Annotated in this window: 18 protein-coding genes; 13 read left to right on the forward strand and 5 right to left on the reverse strand. The window is 52.1% G+C overall.

The window, feature by feature from the left end; translation table 11 throughout:
- Positions 1-425 precede the first annotated feature (425 nt).
- Entirely contained in the window at positions 426-866 is a 441-nt protein-coding gene (locus tag GO013_RS15170) for a hypothetical protein (protein WP_163812595.1), read from the forward strand.
- 32 nt (positions 867-898) lie between these two features.
- Here GO013_RS15170 and GO013_RS15175 read toward each other — a convergent pair whose 3' ends face one another.
- Together GO013_RS15175 and GO013_RS15180 are read right to left on the reverse strand one after the other, a co-directional pair.
- Positions 899-2146, reverse strand: a complete 1248-nt coding sequence (locus GO013_RS15175) for an SLC13 family permease (RefSeq protein ID WP_163812597.1) — start codon at positions 2144-2146, stop codon at positions 899-901.
- A 61-nt stretch (positions 2147-2207) separates the two neighbouring features.
- Entirely contained in the window at positions 2208-3452 is a 1245-nt protein-coding gene (locus GO013_RS15180) for an EAL domain-containing protein (RefSeq protein ID WP_163812599.1), read from the reverse strand.
- A gap of 243 nt (positions 3453-3695) precedes the next feature.
- Between GO013_RS15180 and dnaE the strand changes: the two genes are divergently transcribed.
- The 11 genes from dnaE to GO013_RS15235 all read left to right on the forward strand — a co-directional run bounded on the left by dnaE (position 3696) and on the right by GO013_RS15235 (position 17229).
- A complete protein-coding gene (dnaE, locus tag GO013_RS15185) occupies positions 3696-7238 on the forward strand; it encodes a DNA polymerase III subunit alpha (RefSeq protein WP_163812601.1) in 3543 nt (1180 codons plus the stop codon).
- Positions 7239-7374: 136 nt separating this feature from the next.
- On the forward strand, positions 7375-7740 hold the full coding sequence (locus tag GO013_RS15190) for a nucleotide pyrophosphohydrolase (protein ID WP_163812603.1): 366 nt from the start codon (positions 7375-7377) through the stop codon (positions 7738-7740).
- Positions 7741-7761: 21 nt separating this feature from the next.
- On the forward strand, positions 7762-8142 hold the full coding sequence (gene queD / locus GO013_RS15195; protein WP_163812606.1) for a 6-carboxytetrahydropterin synthase QueD: 381 nt from the start codon (positions 7762-7764) through the stop codon (positions 8140-8142).
- Between the two features lie 2 nt (positions 8143-8144).
- Positions 8145-8396 (forward strand): hypothetical protein, encoded by a 252-nt coding sequence (locus GO013_RS15200; RefSeq protein WP_163812608.1) that lies wholly within the window; start codon positions 8145-8147, stop codon positions 8394-8396.
- Between the two features lies 1 nt (position 8397).
- Complete coding sequence (dtd, locus tag GO013_RS15205; protein WP_163812610.1) at positions 8398-8862, forward strand: D-aminoacyl-tRNA deacylase; 465 nt, start codon at positions 8398-8400, stop codon at positions 8860-8862.
- Positions 8863-8902: 40 nt separating this feature from the next.
- Positions 8903-10321 (forward strand): sensor domain-containing diguanylate cyclase, encoded by a 1419-nt coding sequence (locus tag GO013_RS15210; RefSeq protein WP_163812612.1) that lies wholly within the window; start codon positions 8903-8905, stop codon positions 10319-10321.
- Positions 10322-10353: 32 nt separating this feature from the next.
- Positions 10354-11568: a glycosyltransferase gene (locus tag GO013_RS15215; RefSeq protein WP_163812613.1), complete on the forward strand. Its 1215-nt coding sequence runs from the start codon at positions 10354-10356 to the stop codon at positions 11566-11568.
- A gap of 3 nt (positions 11569-11571) precedes the next feature.
- Positions 11572-12981 carry a glycosyltransferase family 9 protein gene (locus GO013_RS15220; protein WP_163812615.1) on the forward strand — a complete coding sequence of 470 codons (1410 nt, stop codon included), beginning with the start codon at positions 11572-11574 and terminating at the stop codon, positions 12979-12981.
- Positions 12982-13090: 109 nt separating this feature from the next.
- The gene (locus tag GO013_RS15225; protein WP_163812617.1) at positions 13091-14749 is read left to right on the forward strand and encodes a flagellar hook-length control protein FliK; all 1659 of its coding nucleotides are present in this window, start codon (positions 13091-13093) and stop codon (positions 14747-14749) included.
- Positions 14750-14761: 12 nt separating this feature from the next.
- Entirely contained in the window at positions 14762-15493 is a 732-nt protein-coding gene (locus GO013_RS15230; RefSeq protein ID WP_163812619.1) for a flagellar hook assembly protein FlgD, read from the forward strand.
- Between the two features lie 62 nt (positions 15494-15555).
- Positions 15556-17229, forward strand: coding sequence for a flagellar hook protein FlgE (locus GO013_RS15235; RefSeq protein WP_163812621.1), 1674 nt, complete (start codon positions 15556-15558; stop codon positions 17227-17229).
- Positions 17230-17453: 224 nt separating this feature from the next.
- On the opposite strand, the gene GO013_RS15240 is transcribed toward GO013_RS15235, so the two are convergent.
- From GO013_RS15240 to GO013_RS15250, 3 genes are all read right to left on the reverse strand, one after another.
- Positions 17454-17783 carry a carboxymuconolactone decarboxylase family protein gene (locus GO013_RS15240; RefSeq protein WP_163812623.1) on the reverse strand — a complete coding sequence of 110 codons (330 nt, stop codon included), beginning with the start codon at positions 17781-17783 and terminating at the stop codon, positions 17454-17456.
- Positions 17784-18028: 245 nt separating this feature from the next.
- A complete protein-coding gene (locus tag GO013_RS15245) occupies positions 18029-18457 on the reverse strand; it encodes a hypothetical protein (protein ID WP_163812625.1) in 429 nt (142 codons plus the stop codon).
- Between the two features lie 12 nt (positions 18458-18469).
- Positions 18470-21067 (reverse strand): ABC transporter transmembrane domain-containing protein, encoded by a 2598-nt coding sequence (locus tag GO013_RS15250; protein ID WP_239057905.1) that lies wholly within the window; start codon positions 21065-21067, stop codon positions 18470-18472.
- A 103-nt stretch (positions 21068-21170) separates the two neighbouring features.
- On the opposite strand from GO013_RS15250, the gene GO013_RS15255 reads away from it, so the two are divergent.
- Positions 21171-23777: a SpoIIE family protein phosphatase gene (locus GO013_RS15255; RefSeq protein ID WP_163812626.1), complete on the forward strand. Its 2607-nt coding sequence runs from the start codon at positions 21171-21173 to the stop codon at positions 23775-23777.
- Positions 23778-23786 lie beyond the last annotated feature (9 nt).

A 23786-nucleotide genomic window follows, 5' to 3' on the forward strand; every position in this document is an offset into this window, starting at 1 on the left:
CATTCTGTCTTTTTCTCAAAGAACGTTCCCGCCGTCAGGCAGGAAGGGGAAACTAGACTTTCGAGAAGCTCCCGTCAACCCTTTTTTTCAACTTTTTCAAAATTGATTTTCGGGGTAACCGTCCTAGATATTTAAGAATAAACAAGCCGCCGGTGCTGTCCTGTTGGGCTTTCCCGTGCGGCGAAAGAGGTTCTATGGGAATCGACCAGACAGGTCAAGTGGTATTTTCAAAAAAAGTGCATCATTTTTTTAACATGTTGTAATCATTGTATATTTTATTCAACAAGAAAACACATCTAGCTGTATCGCCTCTGTTTATCGCATCAACAACGCAACACACTGTTCCCAATCTGGCTGGAATCACCCTCGCGTCACGCTATAATCTTTGCTACTTTGTCTGATAACCCGATACCAAAGGAGATCTCATGCGACTTCGAAGCCTCATTTATTGCTGTCTGACCCTGTTGACCCTGCCGGTAGCCTCGGCCTTTGCACAAGAAGCACTCCCTCCTTCAAGCTGGCAACAAACCGGACCGGAAGCCCATGCCGAACGTTTCCTCGACCTCATGGTTGAAGGGAAACTCGACAACGCCTTTAAAGCCCTGCTTGGCAATACGAAGAACGACGCCTTGGACAAACTCAAATTCGAGATATACAGCGCGTACAAAAAAAGCGGCAAGCCCTACGGGTATGAAAAGATTCTCAAACAGACCGCAGGGAAATCCGTCATGCGGCTCCGCTACGTTCTGCTTTTCAAGAACATGCCAAAGACATTCGACATCTATTATTACAATCCCACCGGGCAAGGATGGAAGCTGCGGACCTTCTCATACATCAAGGACATCAAGAAGATATTCGCCCAATAGCTGACACTCCGACCAAGGGCATTCTCTTTCTTCTAATAGATATATGGCAGGACCCAGCTCAACCAGCTGGTCATGAGGATCGCTCCAAGGACGTTGAGCACGCACCCCAAGCCCAGCATGATCGGCAACGATGCGCCTTTCATCTCGCCATACGCCAACGCATTCGATGTCGTGGCAATAGGTGTCATGAACGCACAGGTGGACGCGATCCCGACCCCTATCATCAAATAGAGCGGGTCCATGCTGTGACCCTGCGCCGCGTAAAAGGCGATAGTAAAAAAAGCGGCCACCACGGCGGTATTGGACAAGACTTCGGTCAAGAAAATGACCGATATAATAGTGAGAAAGAACAGCAAAACCGGTGTCATGTCGCCTTGAAGCATTTTTCCGGCAGCGATCACGGCCCGCTCATCCAATTCAAGCCAATGCACTCCCGCAAAAAGGACGCCAAGCGCCACAATGAAAAGCAGCCCTCGCCGGGGTACTGAGCGCACAAGGTCTCCAGCGGTCAACAATGGTCCTCGGCCCACTGGGGATGATGGCGCATCCCGCACAAAAAGCAGATACAGAAATACCACGGCGAACCCGAGACAAAACACGGGAGAAATCGCGGCAAACCCGACCACCTGTTGTCGAAGGACAGCCTCCATCACCCAATACAATATATAAAGCCAAAACAACCGCACGCCATACCGTTGCCGCAATCCGGCTTCATGCCCATTCGGAAGCCGCTCCACTTTGGCCGTCACGCCACGGGCTGAAGCAGGCAATCCCAATCCGGCGGCCACACCCCACGCCAATCCCACAAAGCAGATGACCAGGGGGACTGACCAAAGAAACCAATTGAAAAAAGTAATCTGCTCACGACCGGGGACTTCAAACACATCCAACGCCGCAAACAGAACAGCATTGGCCGGAGAGCCTATCATGGACCCCATGCCGCCAATGGCCGACCCATAAATGGCCGAACACATGAGAATCGTCGTCATTCCCGTGGCACCCTGTTCGGCAAAATCCGTATCCAATTTCTTGAGCACTGGAATCAGGGTCAATACGGTAATGGTATTGGGAATAAATGAAGACAAGGCAGCCGATGCTGCAATGATATATAAAATCAACAAGGATGCTCGCCCTCGGCTCTTGTTCAAAGCCCAGGAGACAAAACTATCGGTGATCCTGGCTGCGGCCATCAATTGATAGACCAAATAGCCACACACAAAAAGCAGGATCAAGGGCAAGCGATGCCAAAGATAGGCAGGTAAGTCGGTAAAATTTTCCACAAAAGCTCCGGGCTGGACGTTCAATGGCTGACAATGGACCGCTTTCGCGGAAAAATGTCAACTAACCAGCGAGAGCCATTTCCACACACACGATATACCGATCCCCCTGGATATTGAAAAACGGGGTACTCACAAGGCAGGCCTTTTCCCCGGTAAATGGCGAAACAAACGGCGGGGTCACGAATTTCTCATACCCGATATCAAGATAGAGGACATAGTCTTCCACAGAATGACTCACCCCTATATCCGTCTTTAAAATCACATCGGGATGGGAAGCGGATTGCCGCAGAGACGATGAAATTCGTCGGGTAATCTGTCGCCCGGTCGTATCAAGGACAAAAAGGGAAATAATCCCTTCACCGGTTCGGGCAAGCTTCTTACAGCCATCCTCAAACCACTCTTCCGACCGATTCGACAATTTGGAGCACACACTGGACACGTCCTTGAAAATCTGGACAAACCGCTCTTTCTTCCGTCGAACCTGTCTGTTCTTCACTTTCAGATATTTATCATAGGTCTCGACAATTTTCTCACGAAACATCCAGGCAGGATCACCAACATGACGCTCCTCGCCACGAGTATAGTAATACCCCTGCTGCAAATTGACCCCAGCCATCAGCAGGCGAATCGACTCCGCTTCGGTCTCGACTCCACACCCAATCACGGACGCACCAACATGGTCCGCCGCCGAAATCAGACCTTCAAGCGTCTTCGCCGAATACTCTGCACGTTCCGTATCGCCAAAAAAGGACCGATTTATCTTGATAAAATCCGGCTTCAATCGGGAAATGGCACTGTTGAACGGCTCGTCGACGGCACAACCATCCAGACCGACCTTCAAACCATGCTCCCGAAAATGCGCACAAAAGGCGGCCATCCGTTCAACGTCAGGGGCAAAGCTCACCCCTTCAACGACAACGCTTTGAGGAGCGATGCCCAATTGTTCGATCTGCTCGAACAAATACGCTGAATCCGGATCAACGTGCGGCATGATGTCCACGTTCACGTTCAGATACAACAACAGGTCCGGGTGGGTCTCATGAATGGACCTGTACCTGGCCAACGCCTTGTCCCGGCAAAGCCGATCAACGTTCACAATCAATTCCGGGCTGAGATCCTTGTGAAAAAGCATTCGAATATCGGGACACCGAGCAAACTCTCCCGTCACACGAGAAAATGCTTCAAAACCAATAATGGATTTTGAAGCAATAGCCACCACCGGCTGAAAATACGTATTGATCTGTCGAGACTCAAGGATCGCTCGAACCTTTTTCTCATCGACCCGAGAACAATTTTCTTCCACCACGCCTTCGTGCCTTCCCTTTTTTTGATAATAGTTACTTGAACATATAAAGAGGACGCTACTCCCCAAAAGCACCTCGGTCAATACCCTGATTTGGACTGTCTCACTGCACAAAAGGCTTGGTCTGACACTCAAGTCCGCCCTTTTCCACAAATCTGAACTATCCCCGGTTCGCTTCTTCCAAAGCGACACGGAATCCAGTATACATGGAGGTCTTGATTCAACATCATTTCCACAGGGAGTACCGTGGCCGAATTCGTTCATCTTCACGTCCATACTGAATACAGTCTTCTGGACGGTGCAATCCGCATCAACGACCTGCTTTCACGGTCCAAGGACCTCGGTATGCCAGCCGTGGCCATCACGGACCACGGGTCCATGTTTGGTGCCGCAACCTTTTACACGTCTGCCATGGAAATGGGCATCAAGCCCATCATCGGCTGTGAAGTCTATGTGGCCGCTGGCGATATCGACGACGAAGGTGCCCACAAACGCAAGGAAAAAGGCGGCGGCTATCATCTGGTCCTGCTCGCCAAGAACCGCAAGGGATACCAAAACCTGACCAAGCTGGTCAGTACCGGCTATCTTGAAGGATTCTATTATAAGCCGCGTGTCTGCAAGAATCTGCTCAAAAAGTATTCAGAAGGACTCATTGCAATGTCCGCCTGTCTGGCCGGAGAAGTTCCCCGCAAACTCATGAACGAGGGGCTGGATGAAGGCGTGAAGATGGCCGAGACCTACGCCTCGATTTTCCCCGGCAACTTCTATCTCGAATTGCAGGATAACGGCATTGGCAAACAGACCAGGCTCAATGAGCTGCTCATCAAATGCAGCGAAAAAACCGGCCTGCCCTTAGTCGCCACAAATGACTGTCACTACCTGACTGCCGAAGACTACGAAGCACACGACACCCTGCTCTGCATCCAGACACAAACCACGGTGGACGCGGAAAAACGGTTCAGGATGGACACGCAGGAACTGTATTTCAAGACGCCTGAAGAAATGGAAAAGGCGTTCTCCCATGTGCCCGAAGCCATTCTCAACACCCAGCGCATCGCCGAGCAATGCAACCTCGAAATCGAAATGGGGAACTACTATTTCCCAAAATACGAACTGTCCGAAGGCGTATCGGACATGGACGAAGAATTCACCCGACTTTGCAAGGCTGGACTCAAACGGCGGCTGGAGACCATTCCATATGAAGTGGATGAAAAAAAGTATTGGGACCGGCTCGACTACGAACTTGGGGTCATCATCGAAATGGGTTTCCCGGCCTACTTCCTCATCGTGCAGGACTTCATCAACTGGGCCAAGGACAACCGAATTCCAGTGGGACCGGGCCGTGGGTCGGCTGCTGGTTCCATCGTGGCGTGGTCTCTCAAGATCACCAACCTTGATCCGCTCCCCTATGATCTGTTGTTCGAACGATTCCTGAACGTGGAACGTGTCTCCATGCCTGATATCGACGTTGACTTCTGTGAACGCCGCCGTCTGGAAGTCGTCAAATATTGTGCCCAGAAATATGGCTCTGACCACGTTGCACAGATCACCACCTTCGGGACCATGAAAACCAAGGCGGTCATCAAGGACGTTGGTCGCGCACTGGGCATGACCTTTGGCGAAACAGACCGCATCGCCAAACTCGTCCCGGATGATCCTGCCATCATGGCCAAACTGCTTGGCGTGGAAAAAGCCAAGATCAACGTTCCCAACGCGGTCAAGGGCGTGGTCGAACTCGACGACATGGTCGCCACAGACCCGAAAATCGCCAAGCTCATCGATATTTCCACCCGGCTTGAAGGACTGTGCCGACACGCATCCACCCATGCGGCGGGTGTGGTCATCTCGGACAAACCCATGGTTGAATACCTTCCCCTGTACAAAGGGAAGAAGGGTGAAATCGTGACCCAGTTCGACATGAAAAAAGTCGAAAAAGTCGGCCTTATCAAGTTCGACTTTCTGGGACTCCGCACCATGACCGTCATCGAGGACTGTCTGGACATCATTCGAGAACAAGGCAAAGAAGCACCAAATCTCGACACCCTTTCTCTGGATGACCCGGATACCTTCGACATCTTTGCCAAGGGCGATACCGACGGTGTCTTTCAGGTTGAATCCTCGGGGATGCGCAAATATCTCAGGATGCTGCGGCCCGACTGCTTTGAAGATATCGTGGCCATGCTCGCCCTGTACCGTCCCGGCCCGCTGGGCATGATCGGTTCACAGGGTGTCAGCATGGTTGATGAATTCATCATGCGCAAACACGGTGACATCGAAGTCACCTACCCGCACCCGTCCCTCGAAGACACGCTCAAGCCCACATATGGGGTCATGGTGTATCAGGAACAGGTCATGGCCACCGCCATGACGGTCGCCAACTACTCACTGGGTGAAGGTGACCTTCTTCGTCGCGCCATGGGTAAAAAGATCGCCGAAGAAATGGCCAAGCAACGGTCCCGTTTCCTCGAAGGCTCCAGGGAAAACAAGATTCCCGACAAGATCGCCAACGAGATCTTTGACACCATGGAAAAATTCGCGGCCTACGGTTTCAACAAATCGCACTCAGCCGCCTACGCGCTTATTTCCTACCACACCGCGTATCTCAAGGCCCATTTTCCGGTAGAATTCATGGCCGCGCTCATGTCCACGGAAATGAACAACACCGAAAAGATCATCATGTACATCAACGCCTGTCGCGACATGGAGATCACGGTCAAACAGCCCAACATCAATGCCGGACACGCCCGATTCTCAGTGCTGAACGGCGACATTCTCTATGCCATGGCTGCCATCAAGAACGTGGGCGAGGAAGCGGTCAATGAGATTGTCATCGAACGCAATGAGAACGGACCGTTCAAGGACATTTTCGACTTCTGCGAACGAGTCAATCTACGCCGCGTGACCAAACGGGTCCTGGAATCCCTTATCAAGGCTGGTGCTCTGGATTGTTTCAAATGCTCCCGGGCCGGTCTGTTGCACGATCTGGAAAAAGCCGTTGCCCTTGGTCAAAAAAAAGCCAAGGAAAAGGATTCCGGAATGCTCAACATGTTGGATATGCTCGGTGGCGGGGGACCGGACGCGCCGTCTCTTTCTCCCACCTGTTCAGACATGGAAGAATTCGACGACAAGGAAAAACTCTCGCAGGAAAAGGACGTGCTCGGATTCTTTCTCACCGGGCATCCCCTGCTTTCCTACCGTCAGGACTTGGCACGGCTCCGCACCAACACGCTCCAGGAATGCAAGAACATTCCCAACGGGTCGGAAGTCCGCGTGGCCGTCATCATCCCGGATTACAAGCAATTCATCACCAAACGGGGCGACCCCATGGCCTTTTGCGTGGCCGAAGACCTGACCACGTCCGGTGAAATCACCATGCTTCCAAAAGTCTACGCCGACGCCCGAGAAATGATCGATGCAGACCGGCCACTCATGGTTCAAGGCAAGATCGACATTCGCGAAGAGCCTGGACAGGAAGAAGCCCCCAAAGCGGCCAAGATTCTGGCGGACAAGGTCATGTTCCTTGCAGACGCAGTGCAGGGATCGGACAAACCCGTTCCGCTCTGGGTCGGTGAAAAGAATGCGGTGGACGCGCACCTCGGTGCTCTCAAAACCATCTTGCAAAAATACCCTGGCAACACACACGTCACCCTCGGTGTCATCACAAGAGAGAGTGTCATCACCCTCAAACTCGGCCATGGATGGAAGATCTTCCCGAGTCGCGAATTCTGGAAAGACGTGGAAAAATGGCAAAATGGCGATGCCCTGCGGCATCAGGCTGCCATGAACTAAGAGGCTTTCAAAATTTCGATCAAGTGCTGTGGGTCTCATCGAACCAGCGGTTCGATGAGACCTGTACCCAAAACGAAATATCTCGACACACCACGCTCCCGTATGATCTCACCCTGCAACCAGAAGAAAAGATATCATGGATTCATTAAAAGAACTCGACGCACGCCACTGGAAATTCGTGGAAGAACGTCATTGGCAACAGCATCAATCCCCGAAGAATCTCGCCATGGCCCTCACCGCTGAAGTTGGTGAATTGGTAGAACATTTCCAATGGCTGACCGTCGAAGAAAGCCGAAATGTCAGTGGCAAGCGAAAGGATGCTGTGGCCGAAGAAATGGCGGACGTGCTCATCTACCTGACCCGCATGGCCTCGGAGCTGGACATCGATCTGGTTGCGGCTGCGCATGAAAAATGCGAAAGAAACGAGCAAAAGTACCCGGTGGAAGAATTCCAAGACGGCAACCGTCGTCCGCACGAGTACAAAGACCGCAACACGTATTAACCCGACAAAGGACACCACAGTATGCCCGGCAAATGGAAACTGACCATCACCCACGATTTTTCGGCCTCGCACCAACTGCGCAACTATGGCGGCAAGTGTGAGAACATGCACGGCCACAACTTTGGCGTGGAGGTTGTTGTCGAGGGCGACACATTGGATGAAAAGATTCAGTACCTCGTGGATTTCAAGGAGATAAAACGGCACACCAAGGCCGTGCTTGAACAGCTCGACCACCACCATCTCAACGAGATTCCACCCTTTACCGAAATCAACCCTTCATCCGAAAACCTCGCCATGTTCATCTATAAGGCACTGAACGGCACCCTGCCAGACGTGGTACGATTGGTTGAAGTCTCGGTTTCGGAAAAAGATTCCTCAAAAGCCACATACTGGGAAGAATAGCCGTGTCCACCAAAAAAAAAGACGCTCGGGGCGAAATCAACGGCATGTCCTATGGGAAAATCATGACCAGCCTGCTCATTCCAAAAGACGCACGCAACAACCCCAAACGAGTTCTCAGCGGAATCGCCTTTTTGGCTTTTGTCTGTTTTTTCCTGTTCGCCGCGTTCAGTCGAGGCTGTCATCGCGATGCCATGGAACATCAGGAAAAAAACGTCAGTCATCACACCGTCATCATATCCACAAAGTCGGTCTAACATGCGCCTGGTCATACAACGAGTCTCAGACGCCAGCGTCTCGGTCAACGGCACCACTCTCGGGACAATAGAAACAGGACTGCTCGTGCTCGCGGGCTTCGGCTCTGACGATACCGCGAACCTGCCGAACACGCCGATTTGGAAAAAGATGCTCGACAAAACGCTGAACCTGCGAATCTTTCCTGACGCGGAAGGGAAAATGAACCGATCCCTCACGGACATTCAGGGCGACATCCTGCTCATTTCCCAATTCACGTTGTATGCCGATTGCAAAAAAGGCCGCCGCCCATCCTTTACCACGGCCTGCCATCCGGCCATCGCGGAACCGCTCTTTGATCGACTGATGGACGATACCCAGGCCCAAACGCCCGGGCACTTCGCCACCGGTCAATTCGGGGCGGAAATGAATCTGAATTTCACGAACTGGGGCCCGGTCACCATCTTGCTTGATTCGGAGACGTTGTAAACCCTTTGTTCTTATCTGGTATACATTGTAGGCTGTCTTAATGAGCATCAAATCGAAATTGATAGTGACTCTCTCCGTCATCCTTGTCTCGGCATTCCTCACGACAAGCTTCATTAACTACGCCATCACGCGCAGAGCAATCCGTTCCGAACTCATTCAATCTTCCCTGCCTCTGACTCGAAAAAATATCTATTCGGAAATCCAGGGCTTCATGATGCGTCCATTGCTGGTTTCGTCTTCAATGGCCAATGATACCTTCCTGAGAAACTGGATCACTGGGGGCGAAAAAGACCTCGATGCCATCACGAAATATCTCCAGAAAATCAAAAAGAAATACGGTTTCTTCACGACATTTTTTGTCTCGAAAACCACGGATCTCTATTATACCCAGAATGGAATTCTCAAGGAAATCGGGCCTCGAAACCCGCACGACATCTGGTATTATGCCTTCCAGCGTTCCGGCAAGGAATTTGATCTGGATGTGGACAACAACGAAGCCGAAAACAACACACTGACCATTTTCATCAATTTCAGGGTGGACGATGCCAAAGGGCGTTTTCTCGGCGTGGCTGGCGTGGGAGTCAACATTGAAAATGCCGCAAAAATGCTGCGGGAATTCAAACGAAAATATAATCGAAAAATCTTTCTTGTCGATGAAGATGGTTTGGTCCAACTCCACCATGACAAACACCTCATCGAAAAACACTCCATTGCCAAAGCCGGTGGAATTTCCGAACTTGCGCCACAAATCCTTCACGAAAAAGACGACATTCTCAGCCTCGAATACAACTGGAACGACACCCATTATCTCCTCTCAACCCAGTATATTCCGGAACTGCAATGGCACCTCATTGTCGAACAAAGCGAGGATGAGGCATTGGCTTCCGCACGCGAAAATCTCGTGCGGACCATCATCATTGGACTCTGTGCCTCCACCCTGATTATCGTTCTCTGCATCTTCACGGTGAATCACTATCAGAAACGACTGGAACGACTGGCCCAGACGGACCCATTGACCGGCGTTGCCAACCGGCGCGCCCTGGAATCCTATTTCCAACAAGCAGCGTACAAGGCCAAACGATATGCGGCCCCATTCTCCACCATTATTCTTGATCTTAACAAATTCAAGGAAGTCAACGATCAATACGGGCATCTCAAAGGGGATGAAGTCCTCAAATATGTGGCCACGACCCTGAGCAATACCCTGCGGCCCACAGATATTCTTGCCCGTTGGGGCGGCGATGAATTCATCATCTTCCTGGATGGAACTCTCGATGATGCACACGTTCTGGCACAACGAACGTTACTGGCCGTCACCGAGTCCTCAGACGAATGCCCCATCTCATTCAGTTATGGGCTGGCGCAATACCGGGATGGCGATGACCTTGAATCCATCACCAAACGCGCAGACACTGAGTTGTATCAGGCCAAAGATCGCAGCCGGTCCAAAACGGTGTAGTCAACGCCATCGAGAAAAAGGAACTTCAACGAATGCAGACCGATCACCCCACTCGCCCCAGTTTCAGGCAGACACACCCGCGCATTCTCCTGCTCACCAGTCAATATTTCCTCATCGGCGAACTCAAGGCCGCCTGTGAACGCCTTGGTGTAGATCATTTCTTTCTGGATTTTGGGACCAAGGAAATGGACCTCGACACCTTTGTCACACAAATGGTGTCTACCCTGAATACCTTCAAACCCGACTTCGTCTTGACCGTCAACCATCTCGGCGTGGACCGGGAAGGGGTGCTCACCACCCTGCTCAAGACCTATGACATCCCGCTGGCGTCATGGTTTGTGGACAATCCGCATCTCATTCTCGACACCTATCATCACATTTTCGAAGGTCGCACCGCCCTGTTCACCTGGGATTTTGATACCGTGGACTCACTCAAGGCCATGGGGTTCGACGCGGTCTTTCACCTGCCTTTGGGAGCTGATCCCACACGACTGGTCCCGCATCGCACTCAGCCGGTAGACCAATGGCGCGCCCCGATTTCCTTTGTGGGCAACTCCATGTTGACAAAGACCATCAAACGGATTCAGGCCTGCAATCCCTCGCCCCGCCTGTTGGAAGCAGGGATGGTCATGGCCAAGGCATTTGGCGAATCCGGCGAACCACAGGCCGAACGATTCATGCGCCACGATTTCCCGGAACTGCTTTCGGAATTCGACGCACTCGGCACCCCCGAACGCAAACAGGCCTTTCTGACTTTCATAACCTGGCAGGCGACCCTGCTGTACCGGCTGGACTGTATCCTGCGGATTCTGGATTTCGATCCACTCATTGTCGGCGATCCCGGTTGGAACGAGCTGCTCAAGGGCCGGGCTGGCTGGCGGTATCACGCAGAATTATCCTATTATGACGATCTGCCCGATTTCTATCCGCTCTCAACCATCAATTTCAACTGCACGAGCCAGCAAATGAAAGGAGCGGTCAATCAACGGGTGTTCGATGTGCCCACCTGCGGCGCGTTCCTGCTCACCGATCATCGCCGCCAAATCGAAACCCTATTCGAACCGGACACGGAAATCGCCGTCTATCGAGACCCGGATGAAATTCCCGGGCTGGTCGATTTGTATCTCAACGCCCCGGACAAACGGGCACGCATCATCAAGGCCGCCCGCAAACGCATTCTGGCAGAGCACACCTATGACCACCGCATGATGTCACTCATGGAAACCATGCGCCAAACCTTCGAATAAATCATGACCGGGAAAAAACCGATACTCATACTCCAGATGCAACGGATGGGAGATCTCATTCTCTCCTACCCGCTCATGCTCTGGCTCGCCCGACGGTATCCCGACCATCCGATCCTTGTCGCTGCCGAGGCTTCCTTTTTCACCCCGCTGATGAAACTCTCGCCAGCAGTAACCTATATTCCATGGTCCGAAGCCCACCGCCTCAAACGGCATTCTTTTAAATTGGTCCTGAATCTGTCCATTCAGGAAAAGGCGGCCATTCTGGCCGGCGAAGTGACATCCGAACAGGTACTCGGCCCGGTTCAAGCCGCAGACGGCTCCCGTTTTGTCCACGGAGACTGGCAACTGTATCGGGCCTCTCTTGTCACGAACAACCGCTTCAACCGATATCATTGGGCGGAACTCAACGCATTGGATTGTATTCCATATGCTGATATCCACGCCACCCAATTCGATACACCACGCACCGTGCCCGACAACCGCACCGTGGGGCTGTTCCTCGGGGCGAGCGACACGGCGAAACGCCCTTCCGCACCATTCTGGGCCGCATTGGTCGATGAACTTCATGGCCGGGACCTGCGCCCGGTCCTGTTTGGAGGCCCCGCAGAAAAACCCCTTGGCCGACAGGTCGCATCCCTCGCCGCCGGTCAAACGCTGGATCTGTGCGGCACGCTCGGTCTGGATGAACTGAGTGCCGTCGGCCAGACTATCGCACTTTTCATCACCCCGGATACCGGTCCCATGCATTTGGCAGTCTGGTCCGGCGTGAAATGCCTGAACCTGTCCATGGGCAACGTCAACGCCTGGGAAACCGGTCCCTATTCGCCCGGACACACCATTCTGCGTGCCGACATGGACTGCGCCAAAGGATGCTGGGCCTGTTCCCGCGACAAACTCTCTTGCCACGACGCATTCAAACCCGGACCAGTGGCCGCTTTTGCCGCACGCATGATCGCCGGGGATGGACCGACCAAACTCGCCCGGATGAAGCTTCCGGGACTGGCCGCCTTTGAAACAGGAACATCCGATCTCGGTCTTTTCCATCTCACCCGACTCGACCAGACCCCACCGGATGCCGAACGATTGCTGTCCCGCTTCTGGCAACGCTTTTTCGGTGCGCACTTCGGTCTCTGGGAAACAACCCGGTGCACGGAAGCATGGAACGATTTGACGCAACACGCCGAAAAAGAAACGACCATTCTACTGGGACATCTTCCGGAAATGGGCCGCCAGTTCAAACACGGGCTTCGTCACGGAAGCATCCTGGATGACACGTTCTGGGTCGAAAGTCCCACCCCGATCAAACCACTCACTGGCTACGCTCACCTGTTTCTCGAAAACACCGACTACTCCCGTTCTGGCTGGAGCATGGCTCTCACCCTGCTGGAAAAGCTTATCGCTCTCTGTCAATAACCGCCTAACAGGGTCATTTCTTCCTAGCCACATTCTTTCAACACACTGATTTTACGACGCTTCTTCTTTGGCACAGCTTTTGATTATATTCAGGCTGAAGGAGAAAGGTATGCAAAATATTCCTGGCATCGCCATCCAAAAGCCGACCGAACAGATTCCGGTCATGAAAATCGCCCCGGCAAACACGGGGGACCAAAATGACAAGTTCATGGATCTGTTCAACACACACGCAAATCTCGTCGAAGATGAGCTGGCGCTGACCCCTGTCTCCTCACAGGAAAAAATGCTGGAATCCGGCCCCGCTTCCGAAGACCAGGAAGCCACTGTCAATGCCGCTGGGAACGAAGTTCCGATTCAAGATGATCCCGAACCAACCGAAGCGCCTCTGGACACGCGTATGACAGAAGAGGATTTCGAAGAGATCAGGGACGACCTCGAAGCCTATGGCATGTCTCAGGAAAAGCTGGACGCGATCGAAGAAAAGATTCGGAGCGACGAAGGCATGACCTGGGGAGAATTCACCGAAGTCGTGGCCCAGAGTATGGCCGAAATGCGCACCAACGAATTTTCCGAGACTGAAAAAGGGAAGTTGACCAGCTTCTTCTCGAAGTTCGGATTCTCGGACACGGAAAGCGACGCACTCATCCGAGATCTGGAAAACGGCAATCAGGCCAAAGTCCTGAAGGCGCTCCAGGTCAAGATGGACGCCATGCCAAAGGATCAACGCCTCCTGTTCGACAAGCAGGAAGTCGAAGCGTTTACTTCGGCACTCGGTTTTTCCAAAGAATTCACGAGTAAACTCCAGGAACTCTTCGGGACAAACGCCCTGCCCAAAGACATCAAGCAGGCCTTTACCCTCATTCAACAGGAAATGACGGCACTGGATGCCAAGGACCAGACCTTGCTCCAGGCCGTGACCAAAGGGTTTGTTCATGCCATGGGAGACGCAGCCAAGGAAAGCACCCTCGCCCGTCAGGTTGCGGAAGCCGTGGACCTCAAACCACGTGTGGCCGAAGACGCCTTCAAGGCCGAAACAAACCGAGATTTCACGCAAGTAACAGACAACCGTCAGCAGGGACTGTCGGAGACGCACCACACAAAGGCACCCGCAGCGGCCAATCAGCAACAACCGGAATCCGATACGCATTGGACCACCCTGCTTGAAAAGGTTGCCACAAACGATGCCGGAACAGAACGCGCTCAGGTCAACGTCAAGACTGACGAGACCATCAACACGCTCAAGACGGGATTGACCTCCTCAACCGAAATCGGAACCGGAACAAAAACACACGCATGGGAAAAAGTTTCCGCCCCCAAGGTCATGAAACAGGTGGACAATGCCTTCATCAAAACCCTGAATAATGGGGCCAAACAACTCACCGTACAGCTCACACCAGAAAACCTCGGCAAGCTCTCCATCGTGCTCCAGGTCAATGGGAAAGAGGTCAATGCAAGCATTCGGGCCGAGAACCATGAAGCGGCAAAGATTATCCATGAGAACCTTGATATAATTAAGAATTCTTTAGAAAATCAAGGACTCAAGGTTGAAAAACTTGATGTTCAGACCGGGCTTGCCAACAACCAGGATGCCCATGAATGGTTTGGTCAGGAACAGCACAACATGGCCCGAGATCGCGAGGCCATGGCCGCCATGCGCAGCCACATGAAAAATATGCGGAATGGAAATGACGGCCCAATGGCCCAAGACCTGCAACTTCTCCGTGAGCAGGCAATTAATGCCGCACATGGGTTACACGTTATTGCGTAAGCGAGGTCTATTATGGGTTACATAGACAATGGTGGAATGATTCTCGGGGCACAGGAACAACGGATGGCCGCGAGCAACACTCCGCAACACAAATCGAGCATGGATCAGGATTCTTTCCTGACGATTCTGGTAGCGCAACTGACGCATCAGGACCCGCTCAATCCGATGGAAGACACGGAGATGACATCCCAGTTGGCCCAGTTCTCAAGCCTTGAGCAACTCACCAACATCAATGACGGCATCAAGTCATTGGGGTCCTCCATGCAGCAAAGCGACATGCTCTCGGCAGTCAGCTTCATCGGCAAGGAAGTCAAGGCCGAAGGGTACAAAATCAGCATGAACGAAGGCAACGCCTCGACCATCTACTACGGTTTTGGCGAACCGGTCTCGAAAATCATGATGAATATTTACGATTCCGAAGGCGCCATCATCCGCTCTGTCGAACTGGGCAGCAAGAAGGCCGGATCATATCAGTACGAATGGGACGGAAAAAATGAAGCGGGTCAAAAAGTGCCAGACGGCCAGTACGGAATTGGCATTCTCGGTGAGGACGTCAATGGCAAACATGTCATGGTCCAAACGGAAATTTCCGGCCGAGTTGATGCCGTAGTCAACGAAAAGGGCACCCAGTACCTACGCCTGAGCGACGGCAGATTTATCAGCTTCCTCAATGTCAAGGAAGTGGTTGATCCGGGAACCGCCCCAATTGTGAAACCGGATGACGACAAGTCTGACGAAGAATAACGATAAATTTCACCTGCGGCAGCCACGCCACAGGCTCTTGGAGAAGAGATTAGGAGGTAGATATGGGTTTAGGAGCATCATTGTATTCCGGTATTTCGGGGCTTACAGCGCATTCCGAACGGATGACGGTCATCGGCAACAACCTCGCCAACGTGAACACCACGGGGTTCAAAGGCGCACGAATGCAGTTCGAAGACCTCATGAGCACCGATTTTTCCACGGTCAACGGCGTGGGTCAGGTCGGACGCGGCGTTCGGGTCTCCACAGTCTATTCGGACTTTGGCCAGGGTGCGTTCGAGTCATCGTCCGAAGCAACGGACATGGCCATCTCCGGTGACGGCATGTTTCTGGTGTCGCCCCTCGGCGAAGACATGAAATATTTTTCCAGAGCGGGCAATTTCCGTTTTGATCAGGACGGATTCCTCGTTGATCCACATGGATATATCCTTCAAGGATGGGAAATCGAACGATCCAGCACCTCGGTCACCACGACCAGTTCGAACACGTCCCTGTCCCCGCGTTCCGCACGAATCATCGGGACTCCCACGGATATCCGTCTGGAAAACTTCCAATCCGAGCCGAATCCGACCACCAATGTGTCCATGGTCACCAACCTGGACCCGACAGCACCGGATAATTCTTCAAGCAGCACGGACCCCTACTTTGCCATGTTCAGTAACTGGCACGGCGACAAAGAGACACCGCTGCCACCGACACTCTATTCCTATTCGAGCACGCTGAAGGTCTATGACGACATCGGCACAGCCCACAATCTGACCGTCTATTATGACCAAGTCACCATGAGCAATGCCGGTGGCGACACAGTCTGGGAATACATGGTCACCTGTGAACCAAACGCTGACCGCCGGATTCTCAGTGGTATGGATGGTCAGGACACCTCCATCGGACAGGCCGAAACATCGGCGGCCGGCGTTCTGATGATTGGCACCATGACATTTACCACCGGCCAATTGTCCGGCATGAGCGCGTACACGCTCAAATCGAACGGCGGCGGTTCGGTCAAGGACTTGAACAACTGGTCACTGGCGGATTTTTCCACCAGCGGTTACCCGGTGTGTACAGCCAACTTCCTCGGCAAATCAAACGCCAGTACAGCCGAAGCCACCAATGCCACCCCGCTCCAAATTGATTTTGGTATTTCCAACAGGGATTTGTCCAGTAACGGCGGCCCCGTCACCATTGGTTGGGAAGGAGGACTCGGTTCTCTGCCACAAACGGCCGCCATGGTCGGTAGTGATGTCAGCAGTGCCGGCTATCTGGCCAACTTCAAAGACCCGGCAGTCAGTGCCCTGGCCACTCAAAGCTTTGACACCGGCGGTCCGTCCACCCTGTTCCAAAGTCAGGACGGATACTCCGCAGGTATCCTGCAAAATATCTCGGTTTCCCGCGAAGGCGTCATCACCGGCCACTATTCCAACGGTCAGGTGTTGGAACTCTACGCGGTCACACTGGCGACCTTTACCAATGAACACGGTCTCAGGCGTGAAGGCGGCAACCTGTTCTCCGAAACCCGCGAATCCGGCCCAGCCCTAACCGGGCAGGCAGGCTCCACGGGCAAGGGAACCATTGATGGCAACTCCCTGGAGATGTCCAATGTGGATATGGCCACCGAATTCGTCCGCATGATTAGCACGCAGCGCGGATTCCAGGCCAACACCAAGGTTATCACCACCACGGACTCAATGCTCGGCGAAGTCATCGCCATGAAACGATAAACTCTCTCGGTCTAAAGTAACCCATACTCAATAGACCCTTCTCCACGGCATCCTCTGTCTGACCCGCAGAGGATACCAGCAAAACCACGGCCCGACAGGCAACCCACCTGTCGGGCCGTTGTGCATCATTTTTCGACGCAGCCCCATGCCCACAAAAATCCCTGCTCAAAAATTTTTTGAACAGGGAATTTCGACATCCGTGCCGCGCGAAAAAAACACACGCACTAATCAAATAATTTTTCAACCTCTTCGTACACATGCCGCATGTACATCATCTTCGGAGAACCACCCATGGCAACGGCCAAAAGACCGGCATCGATGATTTCATCCCTGGTAGCTCCATGAGTGGCCGCGTTCTGCACATGCAAAGAGATACACATGTCGCACTGGGACAGAATGGAACAGGCAATCAAAATCAAAGACTGATATTTGTCCTCAATGGCGCTGCCCTTTTTGATGGTAGCGGTAAAACTCTGGTATGCCTTGAAGACATCCCGACGGTTCTTGTTCATGTGACGAAAGAGTTCTGTCGCTTTTTCAGCAGGTTCTTTCATTATCATACTCCTGTGATAATACAGTGCCGGTCCAAGAGAACGCCTCCTGGACCGGGCACTATGAGAGGGAGAGAGTCCCGATTGGGTTAGTCGTTGGGTACATCCAAAAAAAACACCTGTAAAGTGGAAAAAAAACGTTCTTTCCAACACTTTGGCGAATTTTCAACGACTTTTTCTCAAAAAACATTCCAATATTGCGTTATTGGACAAACAATCTGTACCGGATTTCTTTTTAAAAAACCCGATCATGAGATCGGCCCCGCCCCCAGTTTCAATGCATGCCATTTGTACACACCCCGAAGCCCATTGGTCAACGCGAGTATGAAAAAGACGGCAAACATTGCCCCGATCAAGGCCGACACCGAATCCATTACGATCTTGGAAATAAAAATATATACATACAGCCCGAGTCCGGCAACAGCGGCACACCGATATTTCCGGTAGATGCCAACGCCCAAGAAGGCAAAAAACACCACATAAATCAACGGGGTCACATCCGGCACCTGCCCCGGAAAATCAACCATGAACATGATCATGTTAAGTACGGTAAAACCGGCAATGATTCCACAGGCCCATACTCCCTGCATCGCCGCACGATGCGCACTGTCAAAATCCACTATTCGAGGCCAAATCTTCCCCATATCACGCCGTTTCTGTTGCATCTTCTCAGCCATAGCCTCTCTCAACTAATCTTCTTTCCCATGAATCAACGTATACAATGAGCCCTTGCTTTCCAGCAATTCGTCATAGGTTCCCTGCTCCACGATACGCCCGGCCTTGAGCACCACGACCTTGTCGTAGTAAGGCAACATGTCCAAACGATGAATCACGGCCAGCACCGTGGATTTCCCCTTCCAATTGTTGGTCAGAATATTCTGCACACGGCCTTGAGACTTGTTGTCCAACGCGGCTGTGGCTTCATCCAGAATCAACACGGGCGGCACCTTCAAGAAAGTCCGGGCCAAGGCGACTTTCTGCCGCTGTCCACCGGACAATCGATCCCCCATGGACCCGACTTCAAAGTTCAAACCGATCTCGGCCACTGGCTCCAGCGCGCCCTGCATGATAAGCGCCTGCATGATGCGATGATTGATCTCCTCCTCGGCCCCCTCGGCATCCGCCCGGACACGACCAAACAGGATATTATCCTGAATATTCAAAGAACCGATGTACTTATCCGGCGAAAAGAACCGGAAGGCATTGGGATACTCCTGAACCACCTTTTCCATGAAATCCTGACGGGAACGAACCACTCGATTGACAAATCCCTTGTCCAATACGGTTTGCCCGTGAATGCCCGGGATATACGCCAGTGCTAACTTGAAAATCAGGCCGCGCTCCTCTTCCGAAAGCGGTTCGCCGGAATCCAGTCGGTTGGCGACTTTCTGATAGTCACCATATTCGGCTTCCGGAATGGGACTATTTTTGAAGGCCTCATGTGCCGGCTCCGGTCCCAATTCATCCGTGATGACCCGAGCCAGGGTTTCGCCAAGCACGGTCAGATGTGCATCAAGTCCATGTTCTTCAAGGAAAAGAATGAACTGAGGATGTTCATGCAGATGTTCCTGGTCAAACGCCTGGTCAAGCGCAGATCCAAAGGCGATATTCTCGGCAACCGTCATATACTGGCTGTATTTCTTGAAATCGAAAAACTCGATATATTCAGCCACATCAGCATACATCCCGGCTTCGCCTTCCTGAAACTCCTGACGCGAGGCCAAAATCGCGGTTTTCAGCGTCTCAGTCGAAACGTCCGCCGTCAGCTTGGACCGGAAAGCAAAGGCGAGAATATCCGTAAACAGCCCCACCTGCTGGGTAATTTTTATAAGGTCGTCCAACGTCGGGGCTTCACCGGATGGGGTGCAACTCCCGCCCTGCATGGCCAGGGATTGGCAGGAGTACAACAAATTCTCCTTGACCGTCCCGTCAAAAATAAACGGATGCTGAGCCACCATGCCCATATTGTACGAAATATCCTGTTTCGTCAGCTCGGAGACTTCCCGGCCTCCAACAAGGACACTGCCACCGGAGTACTTGTACAGTTGGGCCACACACAAAGCCAACGTCGATTTTCCCGACCCGGAAAATCCGACCAGCGCCACATGTTCCCCACCCTTGACACTCATGGACACATTGTCGAGCAAACGAATGTTGCCACCAACCACAAAGGTCAAATTCCGAATCTCAATATCATTGTCGAGCGCATATGGTTCCCGCCCCTCGGAGACCTGTCGGAATTCCGGCGAATGGTCAAAGGCACGCATGATCTGGTTGTACCGAACCGAACTGTCCTGATAGACCTGCCAGAATTCCATCAACTCCTTCCACGGGTCATAGAGCTTCTCGTAAGCAGAGAGAAACGCCACGATCGCCCCCACATCGAAATGGCCCTGAATAGCGTAATATCCACCAATCAGGAAAAGGACGAATGGTCCCAAACTCATGAAAAAATTATTGACGAATTTAATGCCGAATTTGATGCTGTTCTGGGTGACTGTCGCCTTGTACAACTTTTCGATAACCGCATTGAACCGTTTTTTTTCCAATGGGATGGACGCATTGGAATGGACTTCGTGAACACCGGAGACCGCTTCCCCCACCAAGCCGGACAGCCGTTGCGTATGCTCAATGCGTTGCCGGTTGGCGCGTCGGAAATATTTTTGGATGCGGGGTAAAATGAGCAATTCGATCGGATAAATGGAAATCGAAATGAGTCCAATGGTCGGATTCAGATGAATCATGTAGGCGGCCATGGCCAGAAAGGTCAAAACGTTCACCGCGGGGACGGCCACGGCCTGACCGATAAATGTGGCGACCGGGATAAATTCCGTTATGAGATAAGAAATGACATTGCCTGGAGAGGTACGACGATAGAACTGGACCGGCAATGAAAGCAGATGTTCATACAACCGCTCCCGCACGACCTTGAGCGTCTTTTCACCGATGTATACCTGCATCAGGTTGATACAATATTTGAGAATACCGGCCAGTGTCACGGCCCCGATGTACAAAGCACAATATCGCCACAACGCGGGAAGATCCTTCAACCCAATGGCTTCGTTGATGATTCGCTTTTGCATCTCAAGGGGCAAAACGCGCATTGCCACCGTAACGACGATGATGCCGACCACCATCAATTGAAGCGGTATATTTTTATAAAGGACCCATGAATAAAGTGCTGTTTTCGTAATACGTTTCGAATCGTTGGGATGGGACATGGAACCGTCCAGTGGGCTGATGGTGGAAATTCCGTGTTGTATAAACGGAATAGGATATTTTTCCAAGTATTATATCCCCGGCAAAGGGGTTCTCAGTGGACAACACACCCAATTGTGTGGTCAAACATCAAGAAGTGTGTGAACAGAATATCGAGTGGAGAATACGAATATGAAGGCGTCCATTCACATCAAAATTTTCATTATACTCCTGGCATTCAGCCTTGGTCCACTCGCCATTTCCCGAGGGCTGATGGGCAGGGCTTCTGGAAAGGCGGTCAAAAACACGTCCGAGGAGTTACACAGAGAATTGGTCTTCATCGTCGCCTCCGAGCTTGAATACAATGCCACATCGCTGCTCTCACTGCTGGAACGTGGTGGAGAAACCATGAAACTGGCTGTTCGTGCACTGTCCATGGACACACGCCGTATCCTCGAAAAAAATCAAGGCGATCCAGCTACCCCCATCTATTTCTCCCGCGATTTCAACACGCCGGAAACCGCGCCTCCAGACACCAGAACACACACGGGATACAATCGACTCACCATGTCTGGCAGAGAGTTGCCCATCAAGATCAGCTTTGACTTTTCATCCGCCCATATTCCACAAATGATGCGCCGAAACAGCGTCCCGCAGAACAGCACCAGACACCAGGAGCTCTTACTGCTGCAACAGTTGACGCCCACTATGCGAGACTTGCTCAAAGACATGATGGATGCCCCGTTCTGGTTCAACATCGGTCTCGAATCCGGAGCTTTTATCAGCTATCCAGGACACGGCGGTTTTCCACATATGTACGATCACCGGAACCAGGAATGGTATCAAAAAACACGCGATTCCAACGAGTGGAAATTTTATCTGACCGTTGATCCGGCAACCCGTGCGACCGTCACAACCATTGCCTTCCCCATTCATTCCGTTGCAGGGAAATTTCTGGGATGTGTCTCTCTGGATCTCCCGTCATTCGCCTTCATGGGTGAAGAAGATCTTAAAAAACGGTGGGATGGCGAAATACAGTCATTCATGGTATATCGCGACGCTTCGGGCGATGCCCAAGACAAGGGACTTCCCATTCTCGCCGAAAAGGAATCCCGTCCGAACGGGCATCGACACTGGATGAGTGGCGTCGAAAAAAAATGGCTGACTTTTGATGACCCGGTTGGGACTGAAGTCCTGTTGCATGCCATGGACATGCAAAAATCCGGGGTGGTCCCCCTGTCGTACAAAGGAGAGGATTCAGTCTGCGCCTTTGCCTCCAACACCTATTTTTCCTTTATCATCATCGCTCCCAAAAGCGTTGTTTCCAAATTGCCAAACGCGGTCGCAGGCTCATTGGAATTTCTCTTTGACGAGATGCGCAACATTTCACTCATCACCTCAGGCATCATGTTGATTTTCACAGGACTCATCGCCTGGTTCGGCTCCCGGCTCATTACCCGCCCCTTGTTGACCATGACCCAGGTCGCACGCCGTCTGGCAAATGGTGATTTCTCAGCCCGCATGACCCAACGAACCGGAGATGAACGGGATGATCTGGTGGATTCATTCAACGACATGGGACCAAAACTCAAGGAACTGATGCACCTGAACAAGGACATGGAACTTGCCGAAGAAGTTCAGCGACTGCTCCTGCCGACATCAGAACCGTGTCAGGAAGGCTTCGATATTTCCGGCGGCATCTCCTATTGCGACCAGACAGGTGGGGACTATTACGATTTCCTGAATGTCAAATGTCAGGACGGCGACGCGCTGGGAGTCGTGCTCGGCGATGTCTCGGGTCACGGTCTTCCCTCTGCGCTTGTCATGGCCGCCGCCAGAGGCCAATTCCATACCTTGTCCAAAATCTGCATGGCCCCGCATGAACGCATGAATTCCATCAACGAAGTCTTAAGCCGTGATCTGGATGGAACCGGCCGTTTCCTGACGGTCTTTTATCTGCGGCTCAAGAAAAACGACCCAACGGTCAATTGGATTCGAGCAGGTCATGATCCGGCCATTCGATATAATCCGGCAACTGATACCTTTGGAGAATTATCCGGCGAAGGGTTGCCTCTCGGCGTGCTGGAAGAGTATGAATACGAATCCAATGAGGCCACCCTGCTGGAAGGAGAGATTCTCGTCCTGTCCACAGACGGCGTCTGGGAAGCCCGGGACGCCAGTGGGGAAATGTTCGGAAAGCAACGAATGCTTGCCATCATCAGGAAAAATGCGCAAAAAAATGCGGAAGGTATTCGCCTGGCACTAATGGAGGCTGTCGAACAGTATCAGGCCCATGGGCAGGAAGACGATATCGCCGTGGTTGTCATTCGCAAAAATAGCAGAACATGTATGCCTGAAAAGAACTTTGCATTTCGCATGAGCAACAAGGAAAACTGCTTCAGAAAATTCCAGCCTGAAGTGGAAGCCTTTGGTGCGTCACACAACCTGCCCGGAAAAACCATTTTCCAGCTCACGCTGGTCCTTGATGAGCTTATCACGAACATCATTCAATATGGATATACCGATTTTGACGAGCACCCGATTGATGTGTCTTTATCCATGGACGGAGACATGATAACGATCCAAGTTGAAGACGATTCCGAACCGTTCAACATACTGGAAGCACCAGAGCCGGAACTGGACGTGCCTCTGGATGAACGAGACCGTCAAATCGGCGGCATGGGAATCCACCTCATCAAAAATATGGTCAATGACATCAACTATGGCCGAAAAAACGGCAAAAACGTCCTCACACTCCACAAAGACATCAGCAAGCCCTGCCCCAAAATATCGGCGTAGGCATATGGA

Source organism: Pseudodesulfovibrio sp. JC047, assembly GCF_010468615.1.
Classification (GTDB): domain Bacteria; phylum Desulfobacterota; class Desulfovibrionia; order Desulfovibrionales; family Desulfovibrionaceae; genus Pseudodesulfovibrio.